The following is a 24,187-nucleotide window of genomic DNA, read 5'->3' on the forward strand; positions in this document are numbered from 1 at the left end:
GCAGTTGTGAAAAGTAGTCAGTTCGCATGTGCGAGGGCGGGGCGGATGAACTCGTCGAAGATGAGGTCTCGGCGCGGGCGGCCGGTGACGGTGAAATAGCGCTCGCGGACCCCGTGGTCGTCCAGGAGCACGACGAACTGCTCGGGACGATCCGTCTCGGCCAGATGCTGGGCCGCGTACTCCCGGGCCTGGTGGCGCACGCTGTCGAAGGAGCTGGCGTCGGTGGAGGTGACCAGGACGGCCGTCAGGTACTCCATGCCCTCGCCGAACACCACCGCGTCGACCACGGCGGGGCAGGTACGCAGGCGGCCCTCGACCCACTCCGGGGACACGTTCCGCCCGTGGCCGGTGATGATCACGTTCTTGAGTCGGCCGAGGATGCGGATGTATCCGTCATCGTCGATTTCCGCGCGATCGCCGGTGTGCAGCCAGCCCTGGTCATCCACGGGGCGGCTGGTCGGGTCCTCCACGGTGTAGCCGGCGAACAGCGAGGTGGACTTCACCAGCAGTTCGCCCTCCTCGGAGAGCCGGACCCGGCAGTGCGGCAGCGGCCGTCCGACGGTTCCGGGACGCCAATTGCCCGGCGTGTTCCACGAGACCACGGAACTGTTCTCCGACAGCCCGTACCCCTCATGCACCCGCAGGCCCGCCGCATCCAGCCGGAGCAGGGCATCGACATCCACCGGTGCCCCACCCGCCATCAGGAACGGCCGACGCCCAGCCCCGAAGATCTCATCCGCTCCCGTCCCCGGGCTTCGGACCGCCTTGTCCAACGCGCTCACCGCCGCCGGCGGAAGCACAGCCGCGGTCGGCCGGCCGGCCCGCAGCCAGGTCAGCACGTCCCCCGCCCGCGACCCGGCGGTGCCGAGCAGCGCGGCCGATCCGGGCAGCAGCACCATCCGCCCGCCGCCGAGGATCGGCAGGTAGACCGCGGTGACCTGCTCGATCAGCAGACTGAAGGGCACGAGCGAGAGGTACCGCTCGTAGACTCCGGCCGGAGAGATGCTCTCCAGTGAATCCAGCAGTGCGCCCAGGGCATTCGCCCGGATCTTCACGCCCTTCGGGACGCCCGTCGTACCCGAGGTGTGAATGACCTTGATGATGCGGTCTTCCGCGTCGTCCGGCAGGAACTCCTGCTGTTCGTCGCGGGTTCCGGCTGCCGGTGCCTCGTCGGCCGTGACGGGGATGATGGCGATCGAACCCGCCAGACCCCACTCCTCCAGCTTGCGGACGCCCGCCCGGTCGGCCAGGCAGACACGGACCTCGCGCAGTAGCGAGGCGGCCTGCTCGCCGGAGAACGCAAGCGGCACCGGTACCTCCACGTACCCGCCCAGCAGCAGCGCGAGGTCTGCGGCCACCCACTCGGGGCCGTTCGCCGCGACCAGCCCGACTGTGCTGCCCGGCGACACTCCGCGTTCACGCAACGCCTGGCCGATCACACCGCTCCACGCCCGCACCCGGGCGTAGGTGAAGGTCTCGGCGACCGTCCCGTCGGCCGCGAGCTGTTCGATCAGCACCCGGTCCTGCAGCTCGGGTGCGCTGAGGTTCCTCTTCACGGCCTGCATCAGGCTGCCGCCCCCTCGTTGAGGGGCGCGATCTCCTGGCCCCAAGTCACGGCAAGGTGGTAACCCACCTCGCCACTCCGGCTGAACTGCGCATCGAATCCGCGCAGGTCGATATACCCAGCGGCGGGCTCGGTGTCGTAGTACGTACCCCAGCGCCCCTGCTGACTGGGCGGCAGCAGATCCTCCCGGGCGGCGGCCATCGCGGTGAACTCGATGTCGATCCGCGCGAGCGTCCGCGCCAGGGACCGCGTTACGGTGCACATCAGGAACTGAGCGCCGTTGCACCAACCCAGGGCCGGGAGCATCCGGATCAAAGCCAGGCCCGCTCCCGACTCACTGGACGCCAGCGGACCCACCTCGACCAGGTCAGTCGGCTCACACGGCTCCCCGAACCGGCGGGCGAGCACCTCGGCGGGCTCCTCGCCGAGGTAGTTCTCGATCAGCAGGTCCCGCGAGCCGCCGTAGGTCAGCCCCGCGCAGGCCAGGGCAACCGGCTCCCCGGGACCGTCCGCGCACAGCGCGATGAAGCAGTCGGGCGACGGCGCGATGTCCGCGCCGTAGTCGCGCTCGTACCGCACCCGTGCCAGGTCGACGCACTCCTGCCACAGCGCACTTCCCTGGCGGGCGATGTTGATTCGCATCTGCACTCCCCCTCTCACCTGCCCCCTGCAGGCAACGAGGGAACACTATGACGATCAGTCGAACTTTGACAAGTAGTCAAAAAATGGCTTGCATGTCACACGCGGCGAGTGCACACGCGCCACCCAGGAGGATCTCCCGTTCGCTACGTTGGGTGGCGCTAGGCGGGGGTGAGGGACGACATCACATCGGTGACGACCTTCTGAGTGGTGGTCAGTTCTTGGATGCCCAGGGCCGGCCAGCCAAGGCCTTGCATCATCGACGCCAAGGTGTGCAGCCTGCTCGCCTGGTCCTGCTCCTGTGCCCACTGGAAGCGCCGGGACAGCAGGTGCATCGCCGCGTAGCCCAGGATGTAGGAGCGCAGCGCGTCCACGGCGACCGGGGGTGGCAGGTTCGGGTTCGCATATGCGCCGCCGGACACTGTTCGCTCCACCACGGCACCGATGATCTGGGCCATCTGGGACTCCACCAGATCCCGCCGGAGCAGCCGGTTCTCGGATGCGAGAGCGCAGACCGCGTCGGTGCGCGCAGTGATGCTGCACTCGAAGAGCACCGGGGACACCTCGGCGTGGTGCATATAGGCCAAGGCCAGACCGTACAGCGTCTGCACTGCGCCCCAGGGGAGGTCGGCGATCGCCTGGAAATACCGCAACTGGCGCCGGGCGCTCTCCGCCGACAACTCGATGAGGAGGTCCTCGCGGCAGGTGAAGTGGTTGTAGACGGTGCCCTTCGAGAAGGCTGACTCCTCCGCCAGGCGGCTGAGCGTCAGGTTGTGGAAGCCGTCTCGACGGATCATCTCCAGGGCGAGCTGCACCAGCATCTGCTCACGATCCGCTACTTCCTGGGCTTTTCTCTGAGTAGTACGCATGGCTCAGAGTATGGATGACCAGAGGTCGATTTTCGACCAATGGTCATAAGATTGAGATCTGATGGTCGCAGCGAGAACCAGCGCCCTACCCCGGATGCGAGGCCACCCCGCGAGGTTCAGTCGTGGACAGGCCTCCGTGACCAGCCCACACCCCCGCGATAGTAGAAGGCCCGCCCGCGCTTCGCCCGGAAGTTCAGACAGCACCCTGCTCCTCGGCGGGGTTGAGTTTGCGCAGGTAAGGCCCGAGGGTGGTGCACATCTACGAACTGGACGACACCGCTCGGGTTGCTGCGACCGCATTCGACAGCTGTCACATCGGGCCAACCACAGATCGGAAGCGCCATCCACCGATCCTGGTCACAGCCGGCACTACTGGGAGAACAGCGCGGCGGCCGGTCGGCGGCGGCGACCGCCATCGTGGGCACCGGGTGCAGGGTGGCCGCTGGTGGGATGGTCGGGCGCGTGGACCAGGCGTGGATCATAGGGATAACTCCCATACCCACCCTTTTCGATTCCACCCCAGCCTTGCGACGCAGGGTTCCCGCGGACCGGGCGCAGGACCAGTAGGCGGCAGGAGCGTACGGTCCGGGCGACCAGGGCGTTTGGGTCGGCAGGCGTCCGCGTGTCGCTGTGCATTCGTGTTCAGGCGTACGGAAGCAGACTCGCCGTGTCGAGGTCGAAGTCGAAAGGCGGGGGGATCCGGAGGCTTTCGCCGAAGTCGACGTTCTCGCGGCGGTGGTACTTCTTGCTGTCGGGGTTGCTGAAGAGAGTGACGGTCTTGAGCCGGGCGTCGATCACGAGGTACAGCGGGATTCCCATGAGCGGATAGTCCCGAACCTTGCCCACCCCGTCGTTCTCGGAATTGGACGGCGACACCAGCTCGACGGCGATCGCTGCGGCGTCGGCGGGGACCTGATTGGAATCCGCAGCCTCGCGGGGTGCGTCCGCCTCCACGTCGGCGGCCGTGCCGGCCGCTGGCGGCGTTACCGGGTCCGCCGGGGCGTGGCGGTGGCCTCGTGCATCCCGGCCTCCTCGCCGGCCGCTACCAGTTCGTCCAGTCCGGCATGCCGCTCATGCCGTCGTTCCTGTTCGTAGTCGAGGACATCGCGGAGGAGTATCCGCCGGTGCCGGCCCGGCTGGCTGTACGGGATCCGCCCGGCGTCCAGCAGGCGTACCAGCGTTGGCCTGCTCAGAAGCAGTACGAGGCTCTGCGGCTGCCGAGTGACCTGCCGATTCTGCGTACTCTCCGAGTTGTGTACAGCGATGGGGACCGTCCCGTTGAAGTGACGGTCATGGCAAGGGCGGGTCACTTGTACGAGCTTCAATACGAGTTCGTCTAGCTATCACTGTTGGTGGCTTCCGCGGTTCATGCCGTGACCGGGCCCTGAACGGATGCGCGGGGTGGGCATGCGCGCTGTGGGGCGCGCGATCGGTGACGGTCGTGAGCCCCCTGGTCGCCGCGGAGGGATCGGGGCGTGCCGTCCGGCGGGGTATTCGCTGGCCGGGACGGTTGCGGACGAATTGTTGGCTGTTCGTGGTTGGCGCTCCCTTGTCACCTGAAGGGGGTAAATGCAGGCGGACGCTGGATACTTGTCGATTTTCTGAGCAAGTCTTGCGGTGCGACGTCGCAGTCCGGACAGACCGCAACTGGCCGTGCGGAACCGTCCATCACTGGCCAACTCACGCTTCGCGCACCACTGGAGGATCACATGTCCCGCATTCGCATCGCTCTCGCCGCCGCCCCCGTCGCCATCGCCCTGATGCTGGCCGGAGCGGGTGCCGCGGCCGCCGACGACGGCTCGTTCGCAAACGACCACTCCAACAGCAGCGTGGTGTCCGATACCGGCAGCGGCAACCTCTCCGGCTGGGTCGACGGCAACTCCAACTGGACCCAGCAGACCGCGACCGGCTGGGGTGCCTCGAACGCCAACAACACCCTGGGCGTGAAGGGCAACTCCGGCACCATCTACAGCAGCCAGTCCAATGTGCGGGTGATCTTCTAGCGGTCGCACCGCGTCGGCCCCGGGGACCGGACCCCGGGGCCGACGCATGGGTGCCCTTGACGGAGCGAGTAGATCTGACGCACAGTCAGATCCGTGATCGAGCCCACCGAGCTCCAGTCCTACGCAGGCCGTCCGGCAGCCGCCGGTGGCCGCGCGCCCGACCCCGTCAACGCGCCCATGATCCGGCACTGGTGCGAGGCCATGGGCGACGCCAACCCCGCCTACGCGGGTCCCGACGCCATCGCTCCGCCGGCGATGCTGCAGGTCTGGACGATGGCCGGGCTGAGCGGGCACGGCAGTCGCAGCGGTGCGTACGACGAACTCCTCGGGCGGCTCGACGCCGACGGCTACGCCTCCGTCGTCGCCACCGACTGCGAGCAGGAGTACCTCGCGCCGCTGCGCCCCGGGCAGCGGGTGCTCTTCGAGTCCGAGATCGAGACGGTGTCGCCGGAGAAGACCACGGCCCTCGGCACCGGGCACTTCGTCACCACCCGTACCGAGCTGCGGGCCTACGACGAGGCGGCCGGCGAGAAGCCCGAGGAGGCCCGCCCGGTCGCCACGCACCGCTTCCGGATCCTCAAGTTCCGCCCGGCGGCCGGCGAGCAGCCGCCACGACGGTCGGCGGAGCCGGGGGCCGGTCAGTCGGCCCGGCAGCCGACCGGGCAGCCGAAGCGGGGCCACGGGACGGGGCTGCGCCCGCGTCCGGTCGTCAACCGCGACAACGAGGGCTTCTGGCAGGGCGTCGCCGAGGGCGAACTCCGCTTCCAGCGCTGCACGGACTGCGCCACCCCCCGGTTCCCCTGGCTGCCCGGCTGCAACGCCTGCGGCTCGGACGCCTGGTCCGCGGAGGCGGCCTCGGGCGAGGGCACGGTCTACTCGCAGGTCGTGGTCCACCACCCGCTGCCGGCCGCGTTCGCCGCGCCGTACTCCGTCGCCCTGGTCGAACTGGCCGAAGGCGTCCGAGTGGTGAGCAACGTCGTGGGTCTGGCCCCGGACCAGGTCCGGATCGGCCTGCCGGTCCGGCTCTCCCTCGAACGCTGCGACGACGAGCTGACGCTGCCGCTGTTCCGGCCGGCCGGACCGGACCACCTCCCGGTGCTGCGGATCCCGGTCACCCGCACCCTGATCGTGGCCGGGGCCATCGCCACCCGGGACTACCAGGACGTGCACCATGACGCCGAACTGGCCCGCGCCAAGGGCGCACCGGACGTCTTCATGAACATCCTCACCAGCAACGGCCTGGTCGGACGCTATGTCACCGACTGGGCCGGATCGGGTGCGACCATCCTGCGGATCGCACTGCGGCTCGGCGTTCCCGCCTACCCGGGGGACGAGCTGACCTTCACCGGCCGGGTCGTCGACAGGGTTCCCGGCCGGAGTGACCCGGGGGCCGGCGGCGACGGCCGCACGGAGTTGACCCTCGCGGTGGTCGGCAGTACCGCCAGGGGCGCCCATGTCACCGCCGAGGTACGACTCCTCGCCGACCCGTCCGGAGGCCCCGCGTGAGCGTCCACCGCGCCGACACCCTCGGCGGCCGCGCCGCCATCGCCGGCATCGGCGCGACCGAGTTCTCCAAGGACTCCGGGCGCAGCGAGCTCAAGCTCGCCGTCGAGGCCGTGCACGCCGCACTGGACGACGCCGGGCTCCGTCCACAGGATGTGGACGGACTGGTCACCTTCACCATGGACACCAGTCCGGAGATCACCGTCGCCCAGGCGGCCGGCATCGGTGAGCTCAGCTTCTTCTCCCGGGTCCACTACGGCGGGGGTGCCGCCTGCGCCACCGTCCAGCAGGCCGCACTCGCGGTGGCGACCGGCATCGCGGAGGTGGTGGTCTGCTACCGGGCCTTCAACGAGCGCTCCGGGCACCGCTTCGGCGCCGGGCTGACGAGTCGTCAACCCTCGGCCGAGGGCGTGTCGATGGGCTGGACCATGCCGTACGGGCTGCTCACCCCGGCCTCCTGGGTCGCCCTGCACGCCCAGCGCTACCTGCACAGCTACGGGCTCGGCCCCGACGTCTTCGGCCCCGTCGCGGTCGCGGACCGCCGTCACGCCGCTACCAACCCCGCCGCCTACTTCCACCAGCGTCCGATCACCCTGGACGAGCATCGGGCGTCGCGCTGGATCGTCGAACCGTTGCGCCTGCTGGACTGCTGCCAGGAGACGGACGGCGGCCAGGCCCTGGTCGTCACCACCGTCGAGCGGGCCCGGGACCTGCCCCGGCCCCCGGCGGTGGTCACCGCCGCCGCGCAGGGCGCGGGCCGCGCGCAGGAGGCGATGACCAGCTTCTACCGCGACGACCTGACCGGCCTGCCGGAGATGGGCGTGGTCGCCCGCCAGCTCTGGCGGACCAGCGGGCTGACCCCGGCGGACATCGACACCGCGGTGCTCTACGACCACTTCACCCCCTTCGTGCTGATGCAGTTGGAGGAGTTCGGCTTCTGCGGCCCCGGTGAGGGGGCGGCCTTCGCCGCCGGCGGTGTCCTGGAACTCGACGGCCGGCTGCCGGTGAACACCCATGGCGGCCAGCTCGGCGAGGCCTACCTGCACGGTATGAACGGGATCGCCGAGGCGGTGCGCCAGTTGCGCGGCAGCTCCGTCAACCAGATCCCGGGCGCCGAGCACGTCCTGGTCACGGCGGGTACCGGCGTCCCCACCTCCGGCCTGATCCTGGGCATCGACCGCTGACGGCTGACGGCTGACCGCTGACCGCTGACCGCTGACGGCTGACGGCTGACCGCTGACCGCTGACGGCTGACCGGTCACCGCCGACCGGTGCGCGCTGGTCGGCGCCCGGGTGCGGTCAGGGGGTCGCCGGGGACAGGTGCACCGTGATGCGGGAGCCCCGGGCGGCGGACCCGCCGGACGCGGGGAACTGGCCGCAGACATGGCGCGGCACGACCGCCGCCGTGGTGCAGCCGCCCTGCACCACCGCGCCGACCTGCAGGCCGGAGCCGCGGGCCGCCAGCCGCGCCTCCAGCAGCGTCCGGCCGCCCAGGTCGGGCACCACGGCCTGGGCCGGACGCGGGCTCGTGCCCGCGGTGGTGCCGACGCCCGCGTTCCGGGCCACCGCCACCGCTCCGCCGACGCTGAGCAGCACGGCGCCGACGGCGATCGCGACGGTCCGGCCCCGGCGACGCCGCGGACGCACCGCGCGCTCGACCCGCGTCGGCGCCGGCGCTGGCCTCGGAGCCCGCTGCCGAGCGGCAAGCGGCAGCGTCGACGAAACGGCGGACGGCGTTGCGGCTGACGCGCGGGACGGGACGGCGGACAGTGCCGGGTGCCCCGCCGCTGCCGGCTCCAGCCCGCGCAGCGCCGCGTCCACCGCTCCGCGCATCTCCGTCGCGCTCTGGAACCGCTGGTCCGGATCCTGGGCCAGGGCCCGCAGCACCAGCCGGTCGCAGTCGGCGGTCAGGGCCGGGGCGCGGGCCGAGGGCGGTTCCGGCGTGGTCCGCAGCCGGGCCCAGGCCACCTCCATCGGCGTGCCACCGGTGAACGGAGGCCGTCCGGTGAGCAGTTCGTAGAGCAGGCAGCCGGTGGAGTAGAGGTCCGAGCGGGTGTCCACGGTGCGGCCGCCGGCCTGCTCCGGGGAGAGGTAGTCGGCCGTGCCGATCACCATCGCGGGCTGGGTGAGCGCGGTGGCCGCCGTGTTCATGGGCCGGGCGATGCCGAAGTCCATGACCTTGGTCCGGCCGTCGCCGGTCAGCATCACGTTGGCGGGCTTGATGTCGCGGTGCACGATGCCCTGCGCGTGCGCCGTGGCCAGGGCGTCCAGCACGCCCCCGGTCAGCTCCAGCGCCTCACGCACCGGCAGCGGGGCCTCCTCGGCCAGCAGTTCGGCCAGGGTGGAGCCGCGTACGTACTCCATCACCAGGTACGGCAGCAGCACTCCCTCGGCGGTGTCCTCGCCGCAGTCGTAGACCGCGACCACCCCCGGGTGGTTCAGCGAGGCCGCGGAGAGCGCCTCGCGCCGGAACCGGGCCAGGAAGGTGGGGTCGACGGCGATGTCCGGCCGCAGCAGCTTCACCGCGACCGGTCGGTCCAGCCGCAGGTCGTGCGCGAGGTGCACCTCCGCCATCCCGCCCCGTCCGAGCAGTCCGGACACCACATAGCGCCCACCCAGCACCCGGTCCTCCACGAGGCACCGTCCTCTCGCCCGTTCGCCCGGCCATGACCGCTGCGCACCGTAGACCCGGATCGTGTGGAATTCCTGTGGGCGGGCGGACGCCTCCCGGGGCGCGGCCGCAGCGCCCCGGTCCGTGCCCCGATCAGCTGAGTGGGCATCAGTGTGGTTACTCCATCACGCTGATTACCTGGGCGTGGCAGATCGTCCTATATCGGATATTACGGTCACGATCGCATGTGACTACTCTTCGAACGGCAGTCGCCGCCACCCACGCCTCCCTCTCCGCCGCGGTGCTCGCCCTGGTCTGTGTCGCAGGGACGATCATCGGCGTCACCCCCGCCGGTGCCCAGGAGTCCGGTGCGGCCGCCCACGTCTTCACCGGCCAGGCGTTCGACACCTGCGCCGCCCCCGCCCTCGGCGAGCTCCACGCCTGGCATCGCAGCTCGCCGTACGGCGCGCTCGGCATCTACGTCGGCGGCCGGAACCGGGCCTGCTCGCAACCCCGGCTCAGCCATGCCTGGGCCAGGTCCGCCGTCGCCCTGGGCTGGCAGCTGCTGCCGCTCTATGTCGGCTCCCAGGCCCCGTGTGTGACGAAGGAGCACAGGTCCACCCGGATCGACCCCAGGCGTGCCATCGCCGAGGGCGTCGACGAGGGACGGGACGCCGCCCGCGCGCTGCGCGGGCTCGGGTTCAGACCGGGCAGTCCGGTCTACCTGGACATGGAGGACTACGCCCGCGACGGCGGCCGCTGCACCCTCGCCGTGCTGCAGTACACCGCGGCCTGGTCGCAGACCGTCCGCTCGGCCGGCTACCTGGCCGGCTTCTACAGCAGCTCCGACTCCGGCATCGCCGACCTCGCCGCGGTCGCCCTCCAGCGCCATCCGGCGACCAACCTGCCCGACGTGGTCTGGTACGCCCGCTGGGACGCCCGGGCCAGCACCGACGGCTTCCGTGCGCTGGGCCACGGCCAGTGGGTCGCGCACCGCCGACTGCACCAGTTCTACGGCAACACCGACGAGACCCACGGCGGAGTGCGGATGCTCATCGACCGCAACGCCGTGGACGCTCCCGTCGCGATCGTCGGGTGACGTCGGCTGACGTCGGCTGAACACTCCTTCCTCGCCTTTGCTGACATAGCGCCGCCGGAGCGACAGAATCTCCACTCAGCGACCGCCGCTACCCGCCGGTAGTCCGCTCACGGCCAAGGAGGATCCAGGTGCTCAGCACGATGCAGGACGTCCCACTCACCGTGGGCCGGATACTCGCCCATGGGTCCACCATCCACGGCCGCTCCACGGTCACCACCTGGGACGGCCAGAAGGCCGTGCCGCGCAGCTTCGCCGAGGTCGGGGCGCGGGCGGCCCAGCTGGCGCACGCACTGCGGGACGAGCTGGGTGTCACCGGCGACCAGCGGGTCGCCACCCTGATGTGGAACAACACCGAGCACCAGGAGGCGTACCTGGCGATCCCCTCCATGGGCGCGGTCCTGCACACGCTCAACCTGCGGCTGCCCCCGCAGCAGCTCGCCTTCATCATCAACCACGCGGCCGACCACACCATCCTGGTCAACAGCAGTCTGCTGCCGCTGCTCGCACCGCTGCTGCCGCAGCTGCGCCCGACGCTGCGGCACATCGTGCTGGTCGGCGACGCGGGCGACGCCGCCGCCGCCCAGCTGGACGGATTCGCCGGCACCGTCCACCACTACGAGGAGCTCATCGCCGACCGCCCGACCAGCTTCCCCTTCCCGATGGACCTGGACGAGCGCAGTGCGGCCGCCCTCTGCTACACCTCCGGCACCACCGGGGATCCCAAGGGCGTGGCCTACAGCCACCGCTCCATGTACCTGCACTGCATGCAGGTGGTCTCCGCCGAGAGTTTCGCCTTCACCGACGCCGACCTGATCCTCCCGGTCGTGCCGATGTTCCATGTGAACGCGTGGGGCATCCCCTATGCCGCGTTCATGGTCGGCGCCTCGCTGCTGATGCCGGACCGGTACCTGCAGCCGCAGCCGCTGGCCACGATGATCACCGCCGAACGCCCCACCTTCAGCGCGGCCGTCCCGACCATCTGGACCGGGCTGCTCGGCGAGCTCGACGCCAACCCCGGCCGCTACGACGTCAGCACCCTGCGTCGTGTCGTCATCGGCGGCTCCGCCTGCCCGCCGTCCCTGATGAAGGCCTTCGAGGAGCGCCACGGCATCACTCTGATCCACGCCTGGGGCATGACCGAGACGTCCCCGCTGGGCAGCGTCTCGCTGCCGCCGGGCGGGCTCAGCGCCGAGGAGGCCTGGCCGTACCGGCTCACCCAGGGCCGCTTCCCGGCCTCGGTCCAGGTCCGGGTCATCGGACCGGACGGCACCCCGATGCCGCACGACGGCAGCTCGGCCGGCGAGATCGAGGTCCGCGGTCCGTGGATCGCCGCCGCCTACTACGGCGGCGCGGGCAACCCTCCGGAGCTGGGCGAGAAATTCAGCCCCGACGGCTGGCTGCGCACCGGCGACGTCGGCACCGTCAGCGAGGACGGCTACCTGACGCTCACCGACCGCTCCAAGGACGTGATCAAGTCCGGCGGTGAGTGGATCTCCTCGGTCGAGCTGGAGAACGAGCTGATGGCGCATCCGGACGTGCTGGAGGCCGCGGTCGTCGCCGTGCCGGACGAGCGCTGGGGCGAGCGCCCGCTCGCCACCGTCGTGCTCCGGCCCGGCGCCCAGGCCGGCTTCGCCGAGCTGCGGGCCTTCCTCGCCGGCAGGATCGCGCACTGGCAGCTCCCCGAGCGCTGGTCCGTCGTCGAGTCGGTACCCAAGACCTCGGTGGGCAAGTTCGACAAGAAGGTCATCCGGCGCGAGTACGCCGAGGGCGCCCTCGACGTCACCGTCCTCGGCAAGGACACCACCGCCTAGCAGGGCCGATCCCCTCCGGCGGAGCGTCACCACCGTGCCGCGCCACGGGCGGAGGCGCTCCGGCTCCGCCGCCGCCCGGGGACACCCGCCGACGGACGAAGGCGCCGCGCCCCGAGTACGGGGCGCGGCGCCTCCGTCTGGCGTGCCGGGGTGCCGGTTACTGGCCGAGGGATCCGATCTTGCCGAGCAGGTCGACGATCCGGCTCTGGACCTCCGCGCTGGTGGACCGCTCGGCGAGGAACAGCACGGTCTCGCCGGAGCGCAGCCGGTGCGTCTCGTCCGAGCTGTCCACCGAGGTGTAGACGACCAGCGGAGTGCGGGCCAGCTGGTTGCTGCCGCGCAGCCAGTCCACGATGCCGACGCGGCGGCGCCGGATCAGCATCAGGTCCATCACCACCAGGTTCGGCTGCACGCTGCCGGCCTTCTCCACGGCGTCGTTCTCGCTGACGGCGTGGACCACGTGCATGCCGCGCCGTTCCAGAGTCCCGGTGAAGGCCGCGGCGATGTCGTGGTCCTGCTCGACCAGCAGCACCCTCGGCGCGTGCCGCTCGCTGTCGCGCGGCGCCAGCGCCCGCAGCAGCACCGCCGGGTCCGCGCCGTACGCGGCCTCCCGGGTGGCCTGCCCCAGCCCGGCGGTGACCAGTACCGGGATGTTGGCGTCCCCCGCGGCGGTGCGCAGCGACTGCAGCGCGGTCCGGGTGATCGGTCCGGTCAGCGGGTCGACGAAGAGTGCTGCCGGATAGCCGGCGACCTGCCCCTCGACCTCCTCCCGGGTACGGACGTTGACCGGACGGTAGCCCCGGTCCTGCAGCGCCTGACGGGTCGACGGGTCCGGCTCCGGCCACACCAGCAGCCGGCGCGGCCGTCCGTCCGCGGCCGGCGCGATCATCGTCGGGTAGTCGGCCCCGGCGATGAACTCCAGCCGGCTCTCCGTCCCCGGCGCGTCCTCGTCCGTGTCACCGGGCAGCGCGGGCATCGGCGGCTGCGTGCCTGCGACAGCCCCCAGCGCGCGGGCGTCCTGCCCCGGCCCGAGCGCGTAGCCGCCGGCACTTCCACTGCCGGTGCCATCGGCGGTACTGCGGGCACCGTCGCTGCCCTGACGCTCCGTCGTGGTCACCGCGCCACCGCCGTCGGGGCCGAACCGGCCGCCGAACGGGGCGGTGGCGGGCACCGGCTGCAGCGCGGCCGCGCCGGACCCGGGCCCCGCAGCTCCAGCCGCGCCCGGTCCGGCTGCCCCGGCCGGGTTCGGGCCGGTGGGCTCGGCAGTTGCCGCAGCGGTGGGTCCGCCGACGGGGTCCAGCGCCAGCGGGCTGCTCCCCAGCGGCCGCGCCGATCCCTCGGCCGGCGGAATCGCCAGCCTCCGCCGCCGCCCGCTCGGCACCTGCGCCTCGGTCCCCCGCGCGGGCGTGTCGATCCTGCTGCCGGCCGGCGGGAGCGCGTGTTCGAGTCCGGGGTACACCGGCGCGCCGATCAACCCGGGGAAGTTCCCCGGCGATCCGTTCACGCCCTGCTGCCCCTGCTGCCCCTGCTGCCCCTGCTGGCCCTGCTGGGCCGGTGTGGCCTGCTGGCCGATCCGGCCGATCTGGCCCAGGTGTGTCACCTGGCTCATCTGTCCGGCCTGCGCCGACTGTGCCGACTGCGGTTCCGGCGGCGCCATCGCCCGGGGCGGCCGCACCACCTCGGGCGCGGGCAGCGCCCTGCGCCGCCGCGAACGGTCGATGCCCTCGGCAGGAGTCTCCGGTCCGCGCGCGGCCTGGCTCTGGCCCTGCGTCCCGTTGCCTGCCTCGGCACCGGCACCGGAGCCGCCGCGCGACTCCGCGGCCAGGCTCTCCTCGCTGCGCCGCGCCGAAGGCAGCGACGCACCACCGAGCGGCGCGGAGCCGCCGAAGGACGCACCACCGCCCAACGAGCCGTTCCCGCCCAGCGAGCCGTCGCCACCTAGCGAGCCATTGCCGCGCAACGAGCCGTTGCCGCCCAACGAGCCGTTCCCGCCGAGCGACCGGCCGCCGAGCGACGCGTTCCCGCCCAGCGACCCGTTGCCGCCCAGGCTCTGGTCGGTGCCGGGGTCCGGCACGGCCGACGGCGCGGTCGGCGCAGCCGGTCCCATGCCCGGCAGTTCCGGCAGTATCGCCGTGTCGTTGACCTTGGAGCGGTCCGTGGTCCGGGCCGCCGCCGCGGCACGCTCCGCGGCCTCCAGTGCCGTCGCCGGATCCAGCGGCAGCTCCACCACGTAGGTGCGTCCTTGCTTCCCCGGCAGCTCGTGCGACTGCAGCACGCCGCCGTGGCGTTCCACCATGCCCCGCGCTATCGGCAGATGCACCCGGCTGCCGCCCGCGCTCGGGCCCCGCACCTCGATCCGTGCCACCTGCCCGCGCTGCGCGGCCGCTATCACCACGGTCGGACCCTGCGCGGACGAGGCCGACAGGCCGTTGGCCACCCCCACGGCCATCCCGTACAGCTGTCCCTTGCCCGGCGCGGACCCGGCCGGCGCCGCCTCGGTGGCCACGTCCGCGATCAGGTGGCCCAGCGCCTGTGCCAGCCGCTCCTGGTCCGCGATCACCTCGACCTCGGACGGGTGCACCGCGAACCGCACCCGGTCCGCGCCGATCAGCTCGGTCGCCGCGGCCACGGCCCGGTTCACCACCTGGTCCAGGCCCACCGGCTGCCGGTCCAGGGTCTCCCGGCCGCTGTCCAGCGCGGCGTCGAAGCGCTGGTAGGACAGCACCCCGTCGAGCATCCGCGAGGTTCGCGCGCACTCGGCGGCCAGCCGCCGCAGCACCCAGTTCGCCTCCGGCCACAGCTGTCCGGCAGGGTCCCGGGCGAGCTGGTCCAGGGTGTCCTGAAGCCTGGTCAGCGGCTCGTCCAGCTCCTCCTGCAGGACGGCGGTGAGGTGCTCGTGCCGTGCCGCCAGCGCCAGGTACGCACTCCGGTCGGTGAACGTCATCACCGCGCCGACCAGCTGGTCGCCGTCCCGTACCGGCGCGGTGGACAGCTCCACGCTGACCGGGCGGCCGTCCTTGCGCCACAGCGTCGCGGTCCGGACCCGGTGCTTGCGGCCGGAGACCAGGGTGTCGGCGAGCGGTGACTCCTCGGCGGGCAGCGGGGTGCCGTCGGCCCTGGAGTGCTGGACCAGCGGCATCAGCTCCAGGCCGCCGAGCTCGCTGGCCCGGTAACCGAGGATGTGCGCGGCGGCGGGGTTGACCAGGACCACGCGGCCCTCGATGTCCACCCCGAGCACGCCCTCGGCGGCGGCCCGCAGGATCATCTCGGTCTGCTTGTGCTGGCGGCGCAGCTCCGCCTCGACCTCCAGCCGTCCGGACAGGTCCCGGACGACGATCAGCAACAGCTCACGGTCGGCGGGCCGGCTGTTGCCGCCGCTGGACCCGTAGCCGTAGCGGGACACCCCGCCGTAGGAGTCGTAGGGCCCGAAGCCGTCACGGCTGCTCTCACCGAGCCCGGCGCCGCTGCCGCCGAGCAGCCCGTCGTCCTCGAACTCGTTACCGGCGACCTCGACCGGGAAGCTGGTGCCGTCGGTACGCCGCGCCGTCATCCGCACCGGCTTGCCGTCGTCCTCGGCGCCGTCCTCGGTCCGCCCGCGCGGCCGCATCGAGCCGGGGATCCGGCTCGGATCGAACTCGGGGAGGAGGTCCAGGACGCCCATGCCGACCAGTGAGGTGCCGGGAGCCTGCAGGCTGCGCACGGCGGCGGCGTTCGCGTCCACGACCGTGCCGTTGCTGTTGACCAGCAACAACGCGTCCGGCAGTGCGTCCAGTATCGCTGCGAGGCGAGCAGTGCCTCGGGTCGGCCTGCTGCTCACGACGAGCCGTCCTCCCTAGCTGACTTCGCTGCCGCAGCGGCCTGGGTCCGACCCCTGCGCCGACGAGACTCCCCCCGGGCTCGCCAGCAAGCACTATCCCATCCTTTTTGCAGTCACGGCGACCCGCCTAGTAACGTGGTTACTGGTTGGCCGCAGCCCCAGGGGCTGTGGCATCATCCATGCAGACGGTCGTGCGCGCCACTTGTGGCGGCGGTCACGTCCGGCAGCAAGGAGGCTTCGCCTAGTCCGGTCTATGGCGCCGCACTGCTAATGCGGTTTGGGGTTTACCCCCCATCGAGGGTTCAAATCCCTCAGCCTCCGCAGCCCCAGGGTCCCTCGCTTCGGCGAGGGACCCTGTCTGCGTCTACGGGTCCGGGACCCGTCTGGGCTCCCTCCCGCAGCCTCACCCGAGGCGGGGTCGAGGCGCAGCTCAGGGGCCTCGAATACTCGATTTCACCCGAGGGCGGGGCTCGTGTAATGTAGTTCTCGCAAGGCAGCGGGGCGAACGAAAAACGCCCGGAAGCCAAGCAGGCGCTCATAGCTCAACGGATAGAGCACTTGACTACGGATCAAGAGGTTGCAGGTTCGAATCCTGCTGAGCGCACCGCAGGCCAGAGGCCCGGAGACTTAGTCTCCGGGCCTTTTGGCGTCCACGGCTGACAGCAACGTGGCTGCTGAGCGCCGCACGGCGCCCCTGCGGGCTCCGGACCGTTGTCGCCCTCGTCCTCTGCGGACCCCTCGTCAGGTCGGTCCCCCAGCACGCCGGCCATGCCGGCCGCCGCTTCCCGAAGTGTGGTCTCCATCACGCGGGTGGCCTCTTCCTCGACCTGGCGCCCAAGGGCCTACGCGGAACCCCCACGAGATCATCCCGCCAAAGATCGCTCTTCGCGTGGACCGCGTGCGCTCAGCCTTTGTGAGACGTCTCAATCCGCAGGTCAGAGGCGCGCGAGCAGATGGAGACGCGGAGACACCGATCCAGGTTGCCACCGCCGCGTGCCAAACGGCACGGTGGGGCCGCACTCCAGAGCCGTCTGTGCCAGTTGCCAGGGCCATGAGCGCCACCCAGCACACCCAACTCACCTATTTCAGGGGACATCCATGCGCAAGGCGCGTATCGCCAGGATCGCCGCGGTGGCCGCGGCCATCCCGATGGTGATGACCATCTCCACCGGCAACGCCTCGGCCGACGCATTCGGCAGCCAGCTCACCAGGGGACAGCAGCTGACGGTGGGCCAGTACATCTACCGCTACAACCCGGCTGACTCCAGCAACGCCACGGGTTGGGAGCTGGACATGCAGGCCGACGGCAATCTGGTGGAGTACCGCTTCGACAACAGCACCGGCAACAAGTACGTCTGCTGGGCGTCGAACACCATGAATTCCGGGGCTACGCACGCCGACTACCAGGCCGACGGGAACTTCGTCCTCTACCGTGCCTACGGCAACGCCGTGTGGGCCAGCAACACCATGGGTGGCGGCGGAACCACCGTCGACATCAACTCCCAGGGCCGGATCTACGTCGGCACCACGCCGATCAACTGGACCTGCTGACGGGCATCCGCGTCCGTGACGACTGAGGACGCCGCCGTACAGCCGTAGGCTGGGTTCTGTCTATCAGGTCATCCGCGTGACCAGATGAGGACGGCTGCGACAGTGTGAGGGCCTCCGGGCCTGGGGGTTGACTCCAGGCTCGGGGGCCTTTCTCGAGGGCGGTCGAGGGCGGTCGCTGATGGCCTGTCGGGTCCCGGGGCGAGAGCTGCGGGGGATCTCATCCTTGGGAATGAAAGCATGCGGTGTACAGTTAGTTGCTGGAGGCAAGCAATAACGTCGCCGTAAGTGTCAGGGGAGGGTGGCCATGGAGCAGGGGACTGCGACCGCCGCGGATGCGGCGACTGCGCTCGGGGACGAGATGTCACGCTTCGTCAGGCTGATCACGGCGTGGAAGCAGCGCTCCCGGGAGGACCCGGGCGGCGGCGACCGGCTGCTGCTGGCCCGGCTGGTCACCTGCGGTCCGCGCCGGGCCACCGATCTCGCCGCGGACACCCTGCTGGATCTGTCCACCGTCAGCCGGCAGATCCGTTCGCTGGTCGACCGGGGGCTGGTCGAGCGCCGTCCGGACCCCGAGGACCGCAGGGGTGCCCTGCTCTCCGCCACCCCCGACGGGGTGCTCGCCTTCCAGCACTACCGCGACCAGCGCAACGAGCAGCTGGCCGTGATCCTTGAGGCCTGGCCGGCCGAGGACCGGTACCAGCTGGTCCGGCTGTTCGGCCGCCTCAACGACGACTTCGCCGAGAACCGCGCACAACTGTTCGGCGGCCCGCCCGGAGCCACCGCTCCGATGGCCACTGCCGCAGCACACCAAGGAGATCCCGCATGAGCAGCGGCAACAGCACAGCGGGGGCGGTCGCCGCGCCGACCCCCGCGCCGGGCGGGCTGAGTCACCGCCAGATCCTGACCATCCTCAGCGGTCTGATGATCGGGATGTTCCTGGCCGCCCTGGACCAGACGATCGTCAGCACGGCGATCCGGACCATCGCCGACGACCTGCACGGTCTCAGCGAGCAGGCCTGGACCACCACCGCGTACCTGATCACCTCGACCATCGCCACGCCGCTCTACGGCAAGCTCTCCGACATCTACGGCCGCAAGCCGTTCTTCCTCGCCGCGATCAGCATCTTCGTGGTCGGCTCGGTGGCCTGCACCTTCTCCACCTCGATGATCGAGCTGGCCGCCTTCCGGGCGTTCCAGGGCCTGGGCGCCGGCGGACTGATGTCCCTGGCACTGGCGATCATCGGCGACATCGTGCCGCCGCGTGAGCGGGCCCGCTACCAGGGCTACATCCTCGCCGTCTTCGCCACCTCCAGCGTGCTGGGTCCGCTGGTCGGCGGCTTCCTGGCGGGCCAGAGCACCATCCTCGGCATCGCGGGCTGGCGCTGGGTGTTCCTGGTGAACGTGCCGATCGGCATGATCGCGCTGGTCGTCGTCGCCAAGGTGCTCAACGTCCCGCACGTCCGCCGCGAGCAGCGCATCGACTGGTGGGGCGCGGTCACCATCGCCGTCGGCGTGGTCCCGCTGCTCCTCGTCGCCGAGCAGGGCCGGGACTGGGGGTGGCTCTCCGGCCGCTCGCTGGCCTGCTACGTCATCGGCGTGGTCGGGGTGGTCGCCTGGATCCTGGTCGAGCGCCGGATGGGCGACGCGGCACTGATCCCGATGCGGCTGTTCGGCAACAAGGTGTTCAGCCAGACCAGCGTGCTCTCGGTGCTGGTGGGCATGGGGATGTTCGGCGGGATGCTGATGATCCCTCAGTACCTGCAGATCGTGAAGGGCGCGAGCCCGACCAAGTCGGGCCTGCTGATGCTGCCGCTGATGCTGGGCATGATGGCCGCCTCGATCCTGACCGGCCAGCTCACCGCCCGCAGCGGGCGCTACAAGATCTTCCCGGTCATCGGCACGGCACTCATGGTCGTCGCCATGCTGCTGTTCCACTACGAGGTGCAGTGGAACACGGCGCTGCCGGAGACCATGGCCTACATGCTGCTGTTTGGCATCGGCCTGGGATTCACCATGCAGACGCTGACCCTGTCCGTGCAGAACGCCGTCCCGGCCAAGGACATGGGCGTGGCGACCGCGTCGGCCACGTTCTTCCGCCAGCTCGGCGCGACGGTCGGCACCGCGGTCTTCCTGTCGGTGCTGTTCAGCACCGTTGGCGACAAGATCGGCAACGCCTTCACCGCGGCCTCGAAGACCCCGCAGTTCCAGGCGGCGCTGCACGACCCGGCCGTGGTCGGCAAGCCGGCCAACCAGCCCGTGGTGCAGATGCTGCAGCACCCGGCGGCCGGAGGAGGCTCATCCTCGGTGCTGAGTGACTCCTCCTTCATCCAGCGGCTCGACGCGGTGTTCGCAGCCCCGTTCAAGCAGGGTTTCGCGGACTCCATGCACACCGTGTTCCTGCTCGGCGCGGTCGTGATGGTGGTGGCCTTCGTCCTGGTGCTGTTCATCAAGGAGGTGCCGCTCCGCAGCGTCTCCGGCATCCAGGCCCAGGCTCAGGCGCATGCCAAGGCCCAGGCCGACGCCAAGGCGGTTGCCCAGGACGAAGCGGGTGTCGTCGTGGATGCCGGGGACCGGGCGACGGCGCAGGACGAGTCCGAAGAGGTCACCGACTCCGCCTGAGGCAGCCGACCGGTTCTCCGGTCCGATCGGCGACAGACCCGCCCGCCGGGGGCGCGGGGCTCAGCCCTGCGCCCCCGGCGGCGTTCGTGCGCGTGGCCCGCGAGCTGCGGCGTTCGCCTGTTCGGCCGCTCGCCTGAAAGGGTGAGCCCGCGCCATCCCCCAGGCGCCGAACAGTTGTAGGGAGAGCACATCGTGAAGGGCTTCCGCAGTTTCCTGCTGCGCGGAAACGTCGTCGACCTGGCGGTCGGCATCGTCATCGGCGCCGCGTTCACCGCCGTGGTGAACGGATTCGTCAAGGCGTTCCTGACCCCCATCGTGGGTCTGATCACTCACAAGAGCGGGGACTTCGAGTCCGCCTCGTGGAACGTCTCCGGGGTGACGTTCCCCTATGGTGCGGCCGTGAGCGCGCTGATCAGCTTTGTGCTGATAGCCGCTGTCGTCTACTACTGCGTGGTGCTGCCGGTGAACAAGCTGCACGCCCGCTTCACCCCCGTGAAGGCGGCGGCCACGCACGAGTGCCCGGAGTGCCTCAGCGCCATCCCGGTCGCCGCCCGCCGCTGCTCCTTCTGCACGGTCGAGGTCGTCAGCTACCAGCAGCACGGACAGCAGCAGTACTGACGGACCCGCAGTTCCGAACGGCGCTCAGCCGATGACCAGGGCCGGACGGCGCTGGTCATCGGCCCGCACCACCAGGTCGGCGGTCTCGGCCGGCCGGGCCTCCTGCTCGTAGCGGGCGAAGGCGGGCAGGGTCCACCGGTCCTCGGCCGGCGTCCGGCGGGCCAGCGCGGCGGGGCTCAGCCGCAGGTGGACCGAGAGGTCCAGCGGCAGCCACCGGCCCAGCAGCAGCGGTCCGTCCAGCAGCAGCACCCCGCCCGGTGGCAGGGGCACCGGCGCGGCCCGGGTCGCCCGGTCGGCGCGCGGGTCCCACAGCGAGGGCAGTACCCGCCCGCTGCCGCCCGGTTCCAGCGGGTCGAAGACCTCGCGGAACAGGGCGTTGGTGTCCAGCCAGCCGTCGTAGTAGGAGTCGGGGTCCTCGTGCCCGTACTCGTACCGCAGTGAGGCCGGGCGCAGGAAGTCGCCGGCGCTCAGCCGCAGCACCGGGCGGCCGAGCAGTCGCAGCCGATCCGCCGCCGCGTCGGCGAGACCGGCGGTCCCGGCCGCCGGTGCGCCGTCCACCGCCACCCGGAGCCGTCCGCCCGCTCCCGGCGGCAGCGCCGCGATCCGTTCCGCCAGGTGCTCCGCGAGCGCCTCCGGGCTGAGCGGTCGGACCTGCACAGCTGCTCCTCCGGATCGACGCGGCCGAGGCGGCCGGTGCGGGCAACGCGGTCAGAGCGGGGGCTGGGAACCCAACGCGGCCACGGTGGCCGGCGGAGCCGGCACAGCCCCTGCGGCCGACACACCGACCCTACCCAGCGCCCCGGTGATCGCAGCCGCCGAGCCGGGCTCGAAGCCCGCTACCGGGGAGCGGCCCGAGGATCTAGGGTTTCTGACATGTCGCCAGCCGCCAGAACCACGCGCGCCCGCACCTACGACCCGCTGCGGACCCGGGCCGCGCTCGCCGGACAGGTCGAGGCGCTGCGCGGCGCCGTCCACGAGCTGTGCGCGCTGCCCGACGCGGAGGAACTGCTGGCCGCGCCCACCCGGCTGGGCGAGTGGCGGGTCAGGGACCTGATCGCGCATCTCGCGATCGTGATCGACTGGGTGCCCAAGTACCTCGGCGACCCGGTCCCGGACGGCGAGCCGCTGGCGCTGACCGACTGGGTGGGCCTCACCCGCACCGCCGCGCCGACCATCGCGGCCGGGGTGCGCGAGCATGCCGAGGCGGAGTTCACCGGAACGCCCGAGGAACTGGCGCGGACCTTCGACCGGCCCGTCGACGCGCTGCTGCGGACGCTGGCAGAGGACCATGCCCCGCTGCTGCGGATCGCGATGCGCTTCGGCCCGATGCTGCTCAGCGACTACCTGGTGACCCGCGTCGTGGAGACGGTGGTGCACGCGGACGACCTGGCCGCCGCGCTCCCCACCCGGTACCCCGTCCCGGACGCCTTCCCGCACGACCGGCAGGCGCTGGCCGCGACCACCAGGCTGCTCGCCGACGCGCTGGCCGCGCGCGCCCCCGGCGGCTCGGTCGAGCTGCGCATCCCCCCGTTCGCCGTGGTGCAGTGCGTGGCCGGTCCCCGGCACACCCGGGGGACGCCGCCGAACGTGGTGGAGACCGCGCCGCTGCCCTGGATCCGGCTCGCGACCGGGCGCCGCACCTGGAGCGAGGCCCTGGACGTGGCGGAACTCACGGCCGGCGGAGAGCGCAGTGATCTCTCCTCGCTACTCCCCGTGATGGGCTGAGCCGTCTCCGCCGCGATCTACGCGCGTCCGCGATCTGCCGGGTGACCTGCGGCGGGTTGCCCCCGAATCCCCCGTTCGGCTGGTGTGGTCGCGCTGCCCTAGACTCAAGATGTGCCACGCGGTGACGGACGACTCAGCCATGACCTCCTTCCCGGCGAGAAGGGCCCGCAGGATGCCTGCGGAGTCTTCGGAGTCTGGGCTCCCGGCGAAGAGGTCGCCAAACTCACCTATTTCGGGCTGTATGCCCTGCAGCACCGCGGACAGGAGTCCGCGGGAATCGCAGTGAGCAACGGTTCGCAGATCCTGGTCTACAAGGACATGGGGCTCGTGTCCCAGGTGTTCGACGAGACCTCCCTGGGCTCGCTGCTCGGCCATATCGCCGTCGGCCATGCCCGGTACTCCACGACCGGATCCTCGGTGTGGGAGAACGCCCAGCCCACCTTCCGGGCCACGGCGCAGGGTTCGCTCGCGCTCGGCCACAACGGCAACCTGGTGAACACCGCCGAGCTGGCGGAGATGGTCGCCGGGCTTCCGGGCGAGCAGCATGTCTCCCGCTCCGGCCGGTCCGCCGTCACCAACGACACCGACCTGGTCACCGCGCTGCTGGCCGGCTACCCGGACCTGTCGATCGAGGAGACCGCCCGGCAGGTGCTGCCGAAGGTCAAGGGTGCGTTCTCGCTGGTCTTCATGGACGAGCAGACCCTGTACGCGGCCCGCGACCCGCAGGGCATCCGCCCGCTGGTGCTGGGCCGGCTGGAGCGCGGCTGGGTGGTCGCCTCGGAGACCGCCGCGCTGGACATCGTCGGCGCCTCGTTCATCCGCGAGGTCGAGCCCGGCGAGCTGATCGCGGTGGACGAGAACGGTCTGCGCACCTCGCGCTTCGCCGAGGCCAAGCCCAAGGGCTGCGTCTTCGAGTACGTCTACCTGGCCCGCCCGGACACCACCATCGCCGGCCGGAACGTGCACCTGTCCCGGGTCGAGATGGGCCGCCGGCTGGCCAAGGAGGCTCCGGCCGACGCCGACCTGGTGATAGCGACCCCGGAGTCCGGCACCCCGGCCGCCATCGGCTACGCCGAGGCCAGCGGCATCCCCTACGGCTCCGGCCTGGTGAAGAACGCCTATGTCGGGCGCACCTTCATCCAGCCCAACCAGACCATCCGTCAGCTCGGCATCCGGCTGAAGCTGAACCCGCTGAAGGACGTCATCCGCGGCAAGCGCCTCGTGGTGGTGGACGACTCCATCGTCCGCGGCAACACCCAGCGCGCGCTGGTGCGGATGCTGCGCGAGGCGGGCGCCGCCGAGGTGCACATCCGGATCTCCTCGCCGCCGATCAAGTGGCCCTGCTTCTTCGGCATCGACTTCGCCACCCGGGCCGAGTTGATAGCGAACGGCCTCACGGTGGAGGAGATCGGCGCCTCGCTGGGCGCGGACTCGCTCTCCTTCATCTCCCTCGAAGGCATGGTCGAGGCCACCGACCAGCCCAAGGACCGGCTCTGCCGGGCCTGCTTCGACGGCGAGTACCCGATGGAGCTGCCCGACCCGCAGCTGCTGGGCAAGCACCTGCTGGAGGCGGAGATCGCCTCGGCCGGCCAGGCCCCGGCGGTACGCAGCAACGCCGGCAAGAACCGCAGCGACGCCGACGGCGTGCAGTCGCTGCTCGGCGGCATCGGCGCTTCGGACGCGCTGCGCCGTCCCTGAGGCGTCCGTGGGACGTCCCCGAGGCGTCCCGGCGCCGTCCCTGAGCACCACCAACCGTTG

At 71.3% G+C, this 24,187-nt stretch carries 19 protein-coding genes, 2 tRNA genes and 1 pseudogene; 14 read left to right on the plus strand and 8 right to left on the minus strand.

What is annotated here, in order from left to right; genetic code table 11:
* Positions 1–17: 17 nt before the first annotated feature.
* From ABH925_RS19940 to ABH925_RS19960, 5 genes are all read right to left on the minus strand, one after another.
* A complete protein-coding gene (locus ABH925_RS19940; RefSeq protein ID WP_370149713.1) occupies positions 18–1,565 on the minus strand; it encodes an AMP-binding protein in 1,548 nt (515 codons plus the stop codon).
* Positions 1,565–2,206, minus strand: coding sequence for a thermostable hemolysin (locus ABH925_RS19945; RefSeq protein ID WP_370149715.1), 642 nt, complete (start codon positions 2,204–2,206; stop codon positions 1,565–1,567). The genes ABH925_RS19940 and ABH925_RS19945 overlap by 1 nt, the downstream gene beginning before the upstream one ends.
* Before the next feature lie 158 nt (positions 2,207–2,364).
* Positions 2,365–3,072 carry a TetR/AcrR family transcriptional regulator gene (locus tag ABH925_RS19950; RefSeq protein WP_370149717.1) on the minus strand — a complete coding sequence of 236 codons (708 nt, stop codon included), beginning with the start codon at positions 3,070–3,072 and terminating at the stop codon, positions 2,365–2,367.
* A 642-nt stretch (positions 3,073–3,714) separates the two neighbouring features.
* Positions 3,715–4,026 carry a Uma2 family endonuclease gene (locus ABH925_RS19955; RefSeq protein ID WP_370149720.1) on the minus strand — a complete coding sequence of 104 codons (312 nt, stop codon included), beginning with the start codon at positions 4,024–4,026 and terminating at the stop codon, positions 3,715–3,717.
* A gap of 29 nt (positions 4,027–4,055) precedes the next feature.
* Positions 4,056–4,271, minus strand: a complete 216-nt coding sequence (locus tag ABH925_RS19960; RefSeq protein ID WP_370149815.1) for a helix-turn-helix domain-containing protein — start codon at positions 4,269–4,271, stop codon at positions 4,056–4,058.
* Between ABH925_RS19960 and ABH925_RS19965 the strand changes: the two are divergent.
* The 4 genes and pseudogenes from ABH925_RS19965 to ABH925_RS19980 form a co-directional block, all read left to right on the plus strand.
* Positions 4,251–4,412 (plus strand): annotated as a pseudogene (locus ABH925_RS19965) (GntR family transcriptional regulator); the annotation flags it as partial. The gene ABH925_RS19960 and the pseudogene ABH925_RS19965 overlap by 21 nt on opposite strands.
* A gap of 369 nt (positions 4,413–4,781) precedes the next feature.
* Positions 4,782–5,075, plus strand: a complete 294-nt coding sequence (locus tag ABH925_RS19970; RefSeq protein WP_370149722.1) for a hypothetical protein — start codon at positions 4,782–4,784, stop codon at positions 5,073–5,075.
* A 93-nt stretch (positions 5,076–5,168) separates the two neighbouring features.
* Positions 5,169–6,581, plus strand: a complete 1,413-nt coding sequence (locus ABH925_RS19975) for an OB-fold domain-containing protein (protein ID WP_370149725.1) — start codon at positions 5,169–5,171, stop codon at positions 6,579–6,581.
* Positions 6,578–7,762, plus strand: coding sequence for a lipid-transfer protein (locus tag ABH925_RS19980; protein WP_370149727.1), 1,185 nt, complete (start codon positions 6,578–6,580; stop codon positions 7,760–7,762). The genes ABH925_RS19975 and ABH925_RS19980 overlap by 4 nt, the downstream gene beginning before the upstream one ends.
* 115 nt (positions 7,763–7,877) lie before the next feature.
* Here ABH925_RS19980 and ABH925_RS19985 read toward each other — a convergent pair whose 3' ends face one another.
* Complete coding sequence (locus tag ABH925_RS19985; protein ID WP_370149729.1) at positions 7,878–9,212, minus strand: protein kinase; 1,335 nt, start codon at positions 9,210–9,212, stop codon at positions 7,878–7,880.
* Positions 9,213–9,436: 224 nt separating this feature from the next.
* Here ABH925_RS19985 and ABH925_RS19990 point away from each other — a divergent pair, with 224 nt between their 5' ends.
* Positions 9,437–10,288 (plus strand): DUF1906 domain-containing protein, encoded by an 852-nt coding sequence (locus ABH925_RS19990; protein ID WP_370149731.1) that lies wholly within the window; start codon positions 9,437–9,439, stop codon positions 10,286–10,288.
* 128 nt (positions 10,289–10,416) lie between these two features.
* Positions 10,417–12,099, plus strand: a complete 1,683-nt coding sequence (locus tag ABH925_RS19995) for a long-chain fatty acid--CoA ligase (RefSeq protein WP_370149732.1) — start codon at positions 10,417–10,419, stop codon at positions 12,097–12,099.
* 157 nt (positions 12,100–12,256) lie between these two features.
* On the opposite strand, the gene ABH925_RS20000 is transcribed toward ABH925_RS19995, so the two are convergent.
* A complete protein-coding gene (locus tag ABH925_RS20000) occupies positions 12,257–15,916 on the minus strand; it encodes a PAS domain-containing protein (RefSeq protein WP_370149734.1) in 3,660 nt (1,219 codons plus the stop codon).
* 230 nt (positions 15,917–16,146) lie between these two features.
* On the opposite strand from ABH925_RS20000, the gene ABH925_RS20005 reads away from it, so the two are divergent.
* The 6 genes from ABH925_RS20005 to mscL all read left to right on the plus strand — a co-directional run bounded on the left by ABH925_RS20005 (position 16,147) and on the right by mscL (position 20,704).
* Positions 16,147–16,237: transfer RNA gene (locus tag ABH925_RS20005), tRNA-Ser, on the plus strand.
* A gap of 210 nt (positions 16,238–16,447) precedes the next feature.
* A tRNA-Arg gene (locus tag ABH925_RS20010) sits at positions 16,448–16,520 on the plus strand.
* Positions 16,521–17,014: 494 nt separating this feature from the next.
* On the plus strand, positions 17,015–17,467 hold the full coding sequence (locus tag ABH925_RS20015; RefSeq protein WP_370149735.1) for a hypothetical protein: 453 nt from the start codon (positions 17,015–17,017) through the stop codon (positions 17,465–17,467).
* Positions 17,468–17,771: 304 nt separating this feature from the next.
* Complete coding sequence (locus ABH925_RS20020) at positions 17,772–18,293, plus strand: MarR family winged helix-turn-helix transcriptional regulator (protein ID WP_370149737.1); 522 nt, start codon at positions 17,772–17,774, stop codon at positions 18,291–18,293.
* Complete coding sequence (locus ABH925_RS20025) at positions 18,290–20,086, plus strand: MDR family MFS transporter (protein WP_370149739.1); 1,797 nt, start codon at positions 18,290–18,292, stop codon at positions 20,084–20,086. Before ABH925_RS20020 ends, ABH925_RS20025 begins: the two co-directional genes overlap by 4 nt.
* A gap of 189 nt (positions 20,087–20,275) precedes the next feature.
* Complete coding sequence (gene mscL, locus ABH925_RS20030) at positions 20,276–20,704, plus strand: large conductance mechanosensitive channel protein MscL (protein ID WP_370149817.1); 429 nt, start codon at positions 20,276–20,278, stop codon at positions 20,702–20,704.
* Between the two features lie 24 nt (positions 20,705–20,728).
* Here the strand turns inward: mscL and ABH925_RS20035 are convergent, their stop codons facing one another.
* The gene (locus ABH925_RS20035; RefSeq protein WP_370149741.1) at positions 20,729–21,361 is read right to left on the minus strand and encodes a uridine kinase; all 633 of its coding nucleotides are present in this window, start codon (positions 21,359–21,361) and stop codon (positions 20,729–20,731) included.
* Between the two features lie 216 nt (positions 21,362–21,577).
* Between ABH925_RS20035 and ABH925_RS20040 the strand changes: the two genes are divergently transcribed.
* Both ABH925_RS20040 and purF read left to right on the plus strand, forming a co-directional pair.
* Positions 21,578–22,429, plus strand: a complete 852-nt coding sequence (locus ABH925_RS20040) for a sterol carrier family protein (protein ID WP_370149743.1) — start codon at positions 21,578–21,580, stop codon at positions 22,427–22,429.
* Between the two features lie 111 nt (positions 22,430–22,540).
* Positions 22,541–24,127 carry an amidophosphoribosyltransferase gene (purF, locus tag ABH925_RS20045; RefSeq protein WP_370149745.1) on the plus strand — a complete coding sequence of 529 codons (1,587 nt, stop codon included), beginning with the start codon at positions 22,541–22,543 and terminating at the stop codon, positions 24,125–24,127.
* Positions 24,128–24,187: the final 60 nt, after the last annotated feature.

It is taken from the genome of Streptacidiphilus sp. EB129, from assembly GCF_041262645.1.
GTDB lineage: Bacteria > Actinomycetota > Actinomycetes > Streptomycetales > Streptomycetaceae > Streptacidiphilus.

Coding starts and splice junctions, on each gene's coding strand:
- ABH925_RS19940 (WP_370149713.1), bottom strand. CDS start 1,565: ATGCAGGCCGTGAAGAGGAACCTCAGCGCACCCGAGCTGCAGGACCGG.
- ABH925_RS20040 (WP_370149743.1), top strand. CDS start 21,578: ATGTCGCCAGCCGCCAGAACCACGCGCGCCCGCACCTACGACCCGCTG.
- ABH925_RS19950 (WP_370149717.1), bottom strand. CDS start 3,072: ATGCGTACTACTCAGAGAAAAGCCCAGGAAGTAGCGGATCGTGAGCAG.
- ABH925_RS20025 (WP_370149739.1), top strand. CDS start 18,290: ATGAGCAGCGGCAACAGCACAGCGGGGGCGGTCGCCGCGCCGACCCCC.
- ABH925_RS19945 (WP_370149715.1), bottom strand. CDS start 2,206: ATGCGAATCAACATCGCCCGCCAGGGAAGTGCGCTGTGGCAGGAGTGC.
- ABH925_RS19970 (WP_370149722.1), top strand. CDS start 4,782: ATGTCCCGCATTCGCATCGCTCTCGCCGCCGCCCCCGTCGCCATCGCC.
- ABH925_RS20020 (WP_370149737.1), top strand. CDS start 17,772: ATGGAGCAGGGGACTGCGACCGCCGCGGATGCGGCGACTGCGCTCGGG.
- ABH925_RS20015 (WP_370149735.1), top strand. CDS start 17,015: ATGCGCAAGGCGCGTATCGCCAGGATCGCCGCGGTGGCCGCGGCCATC.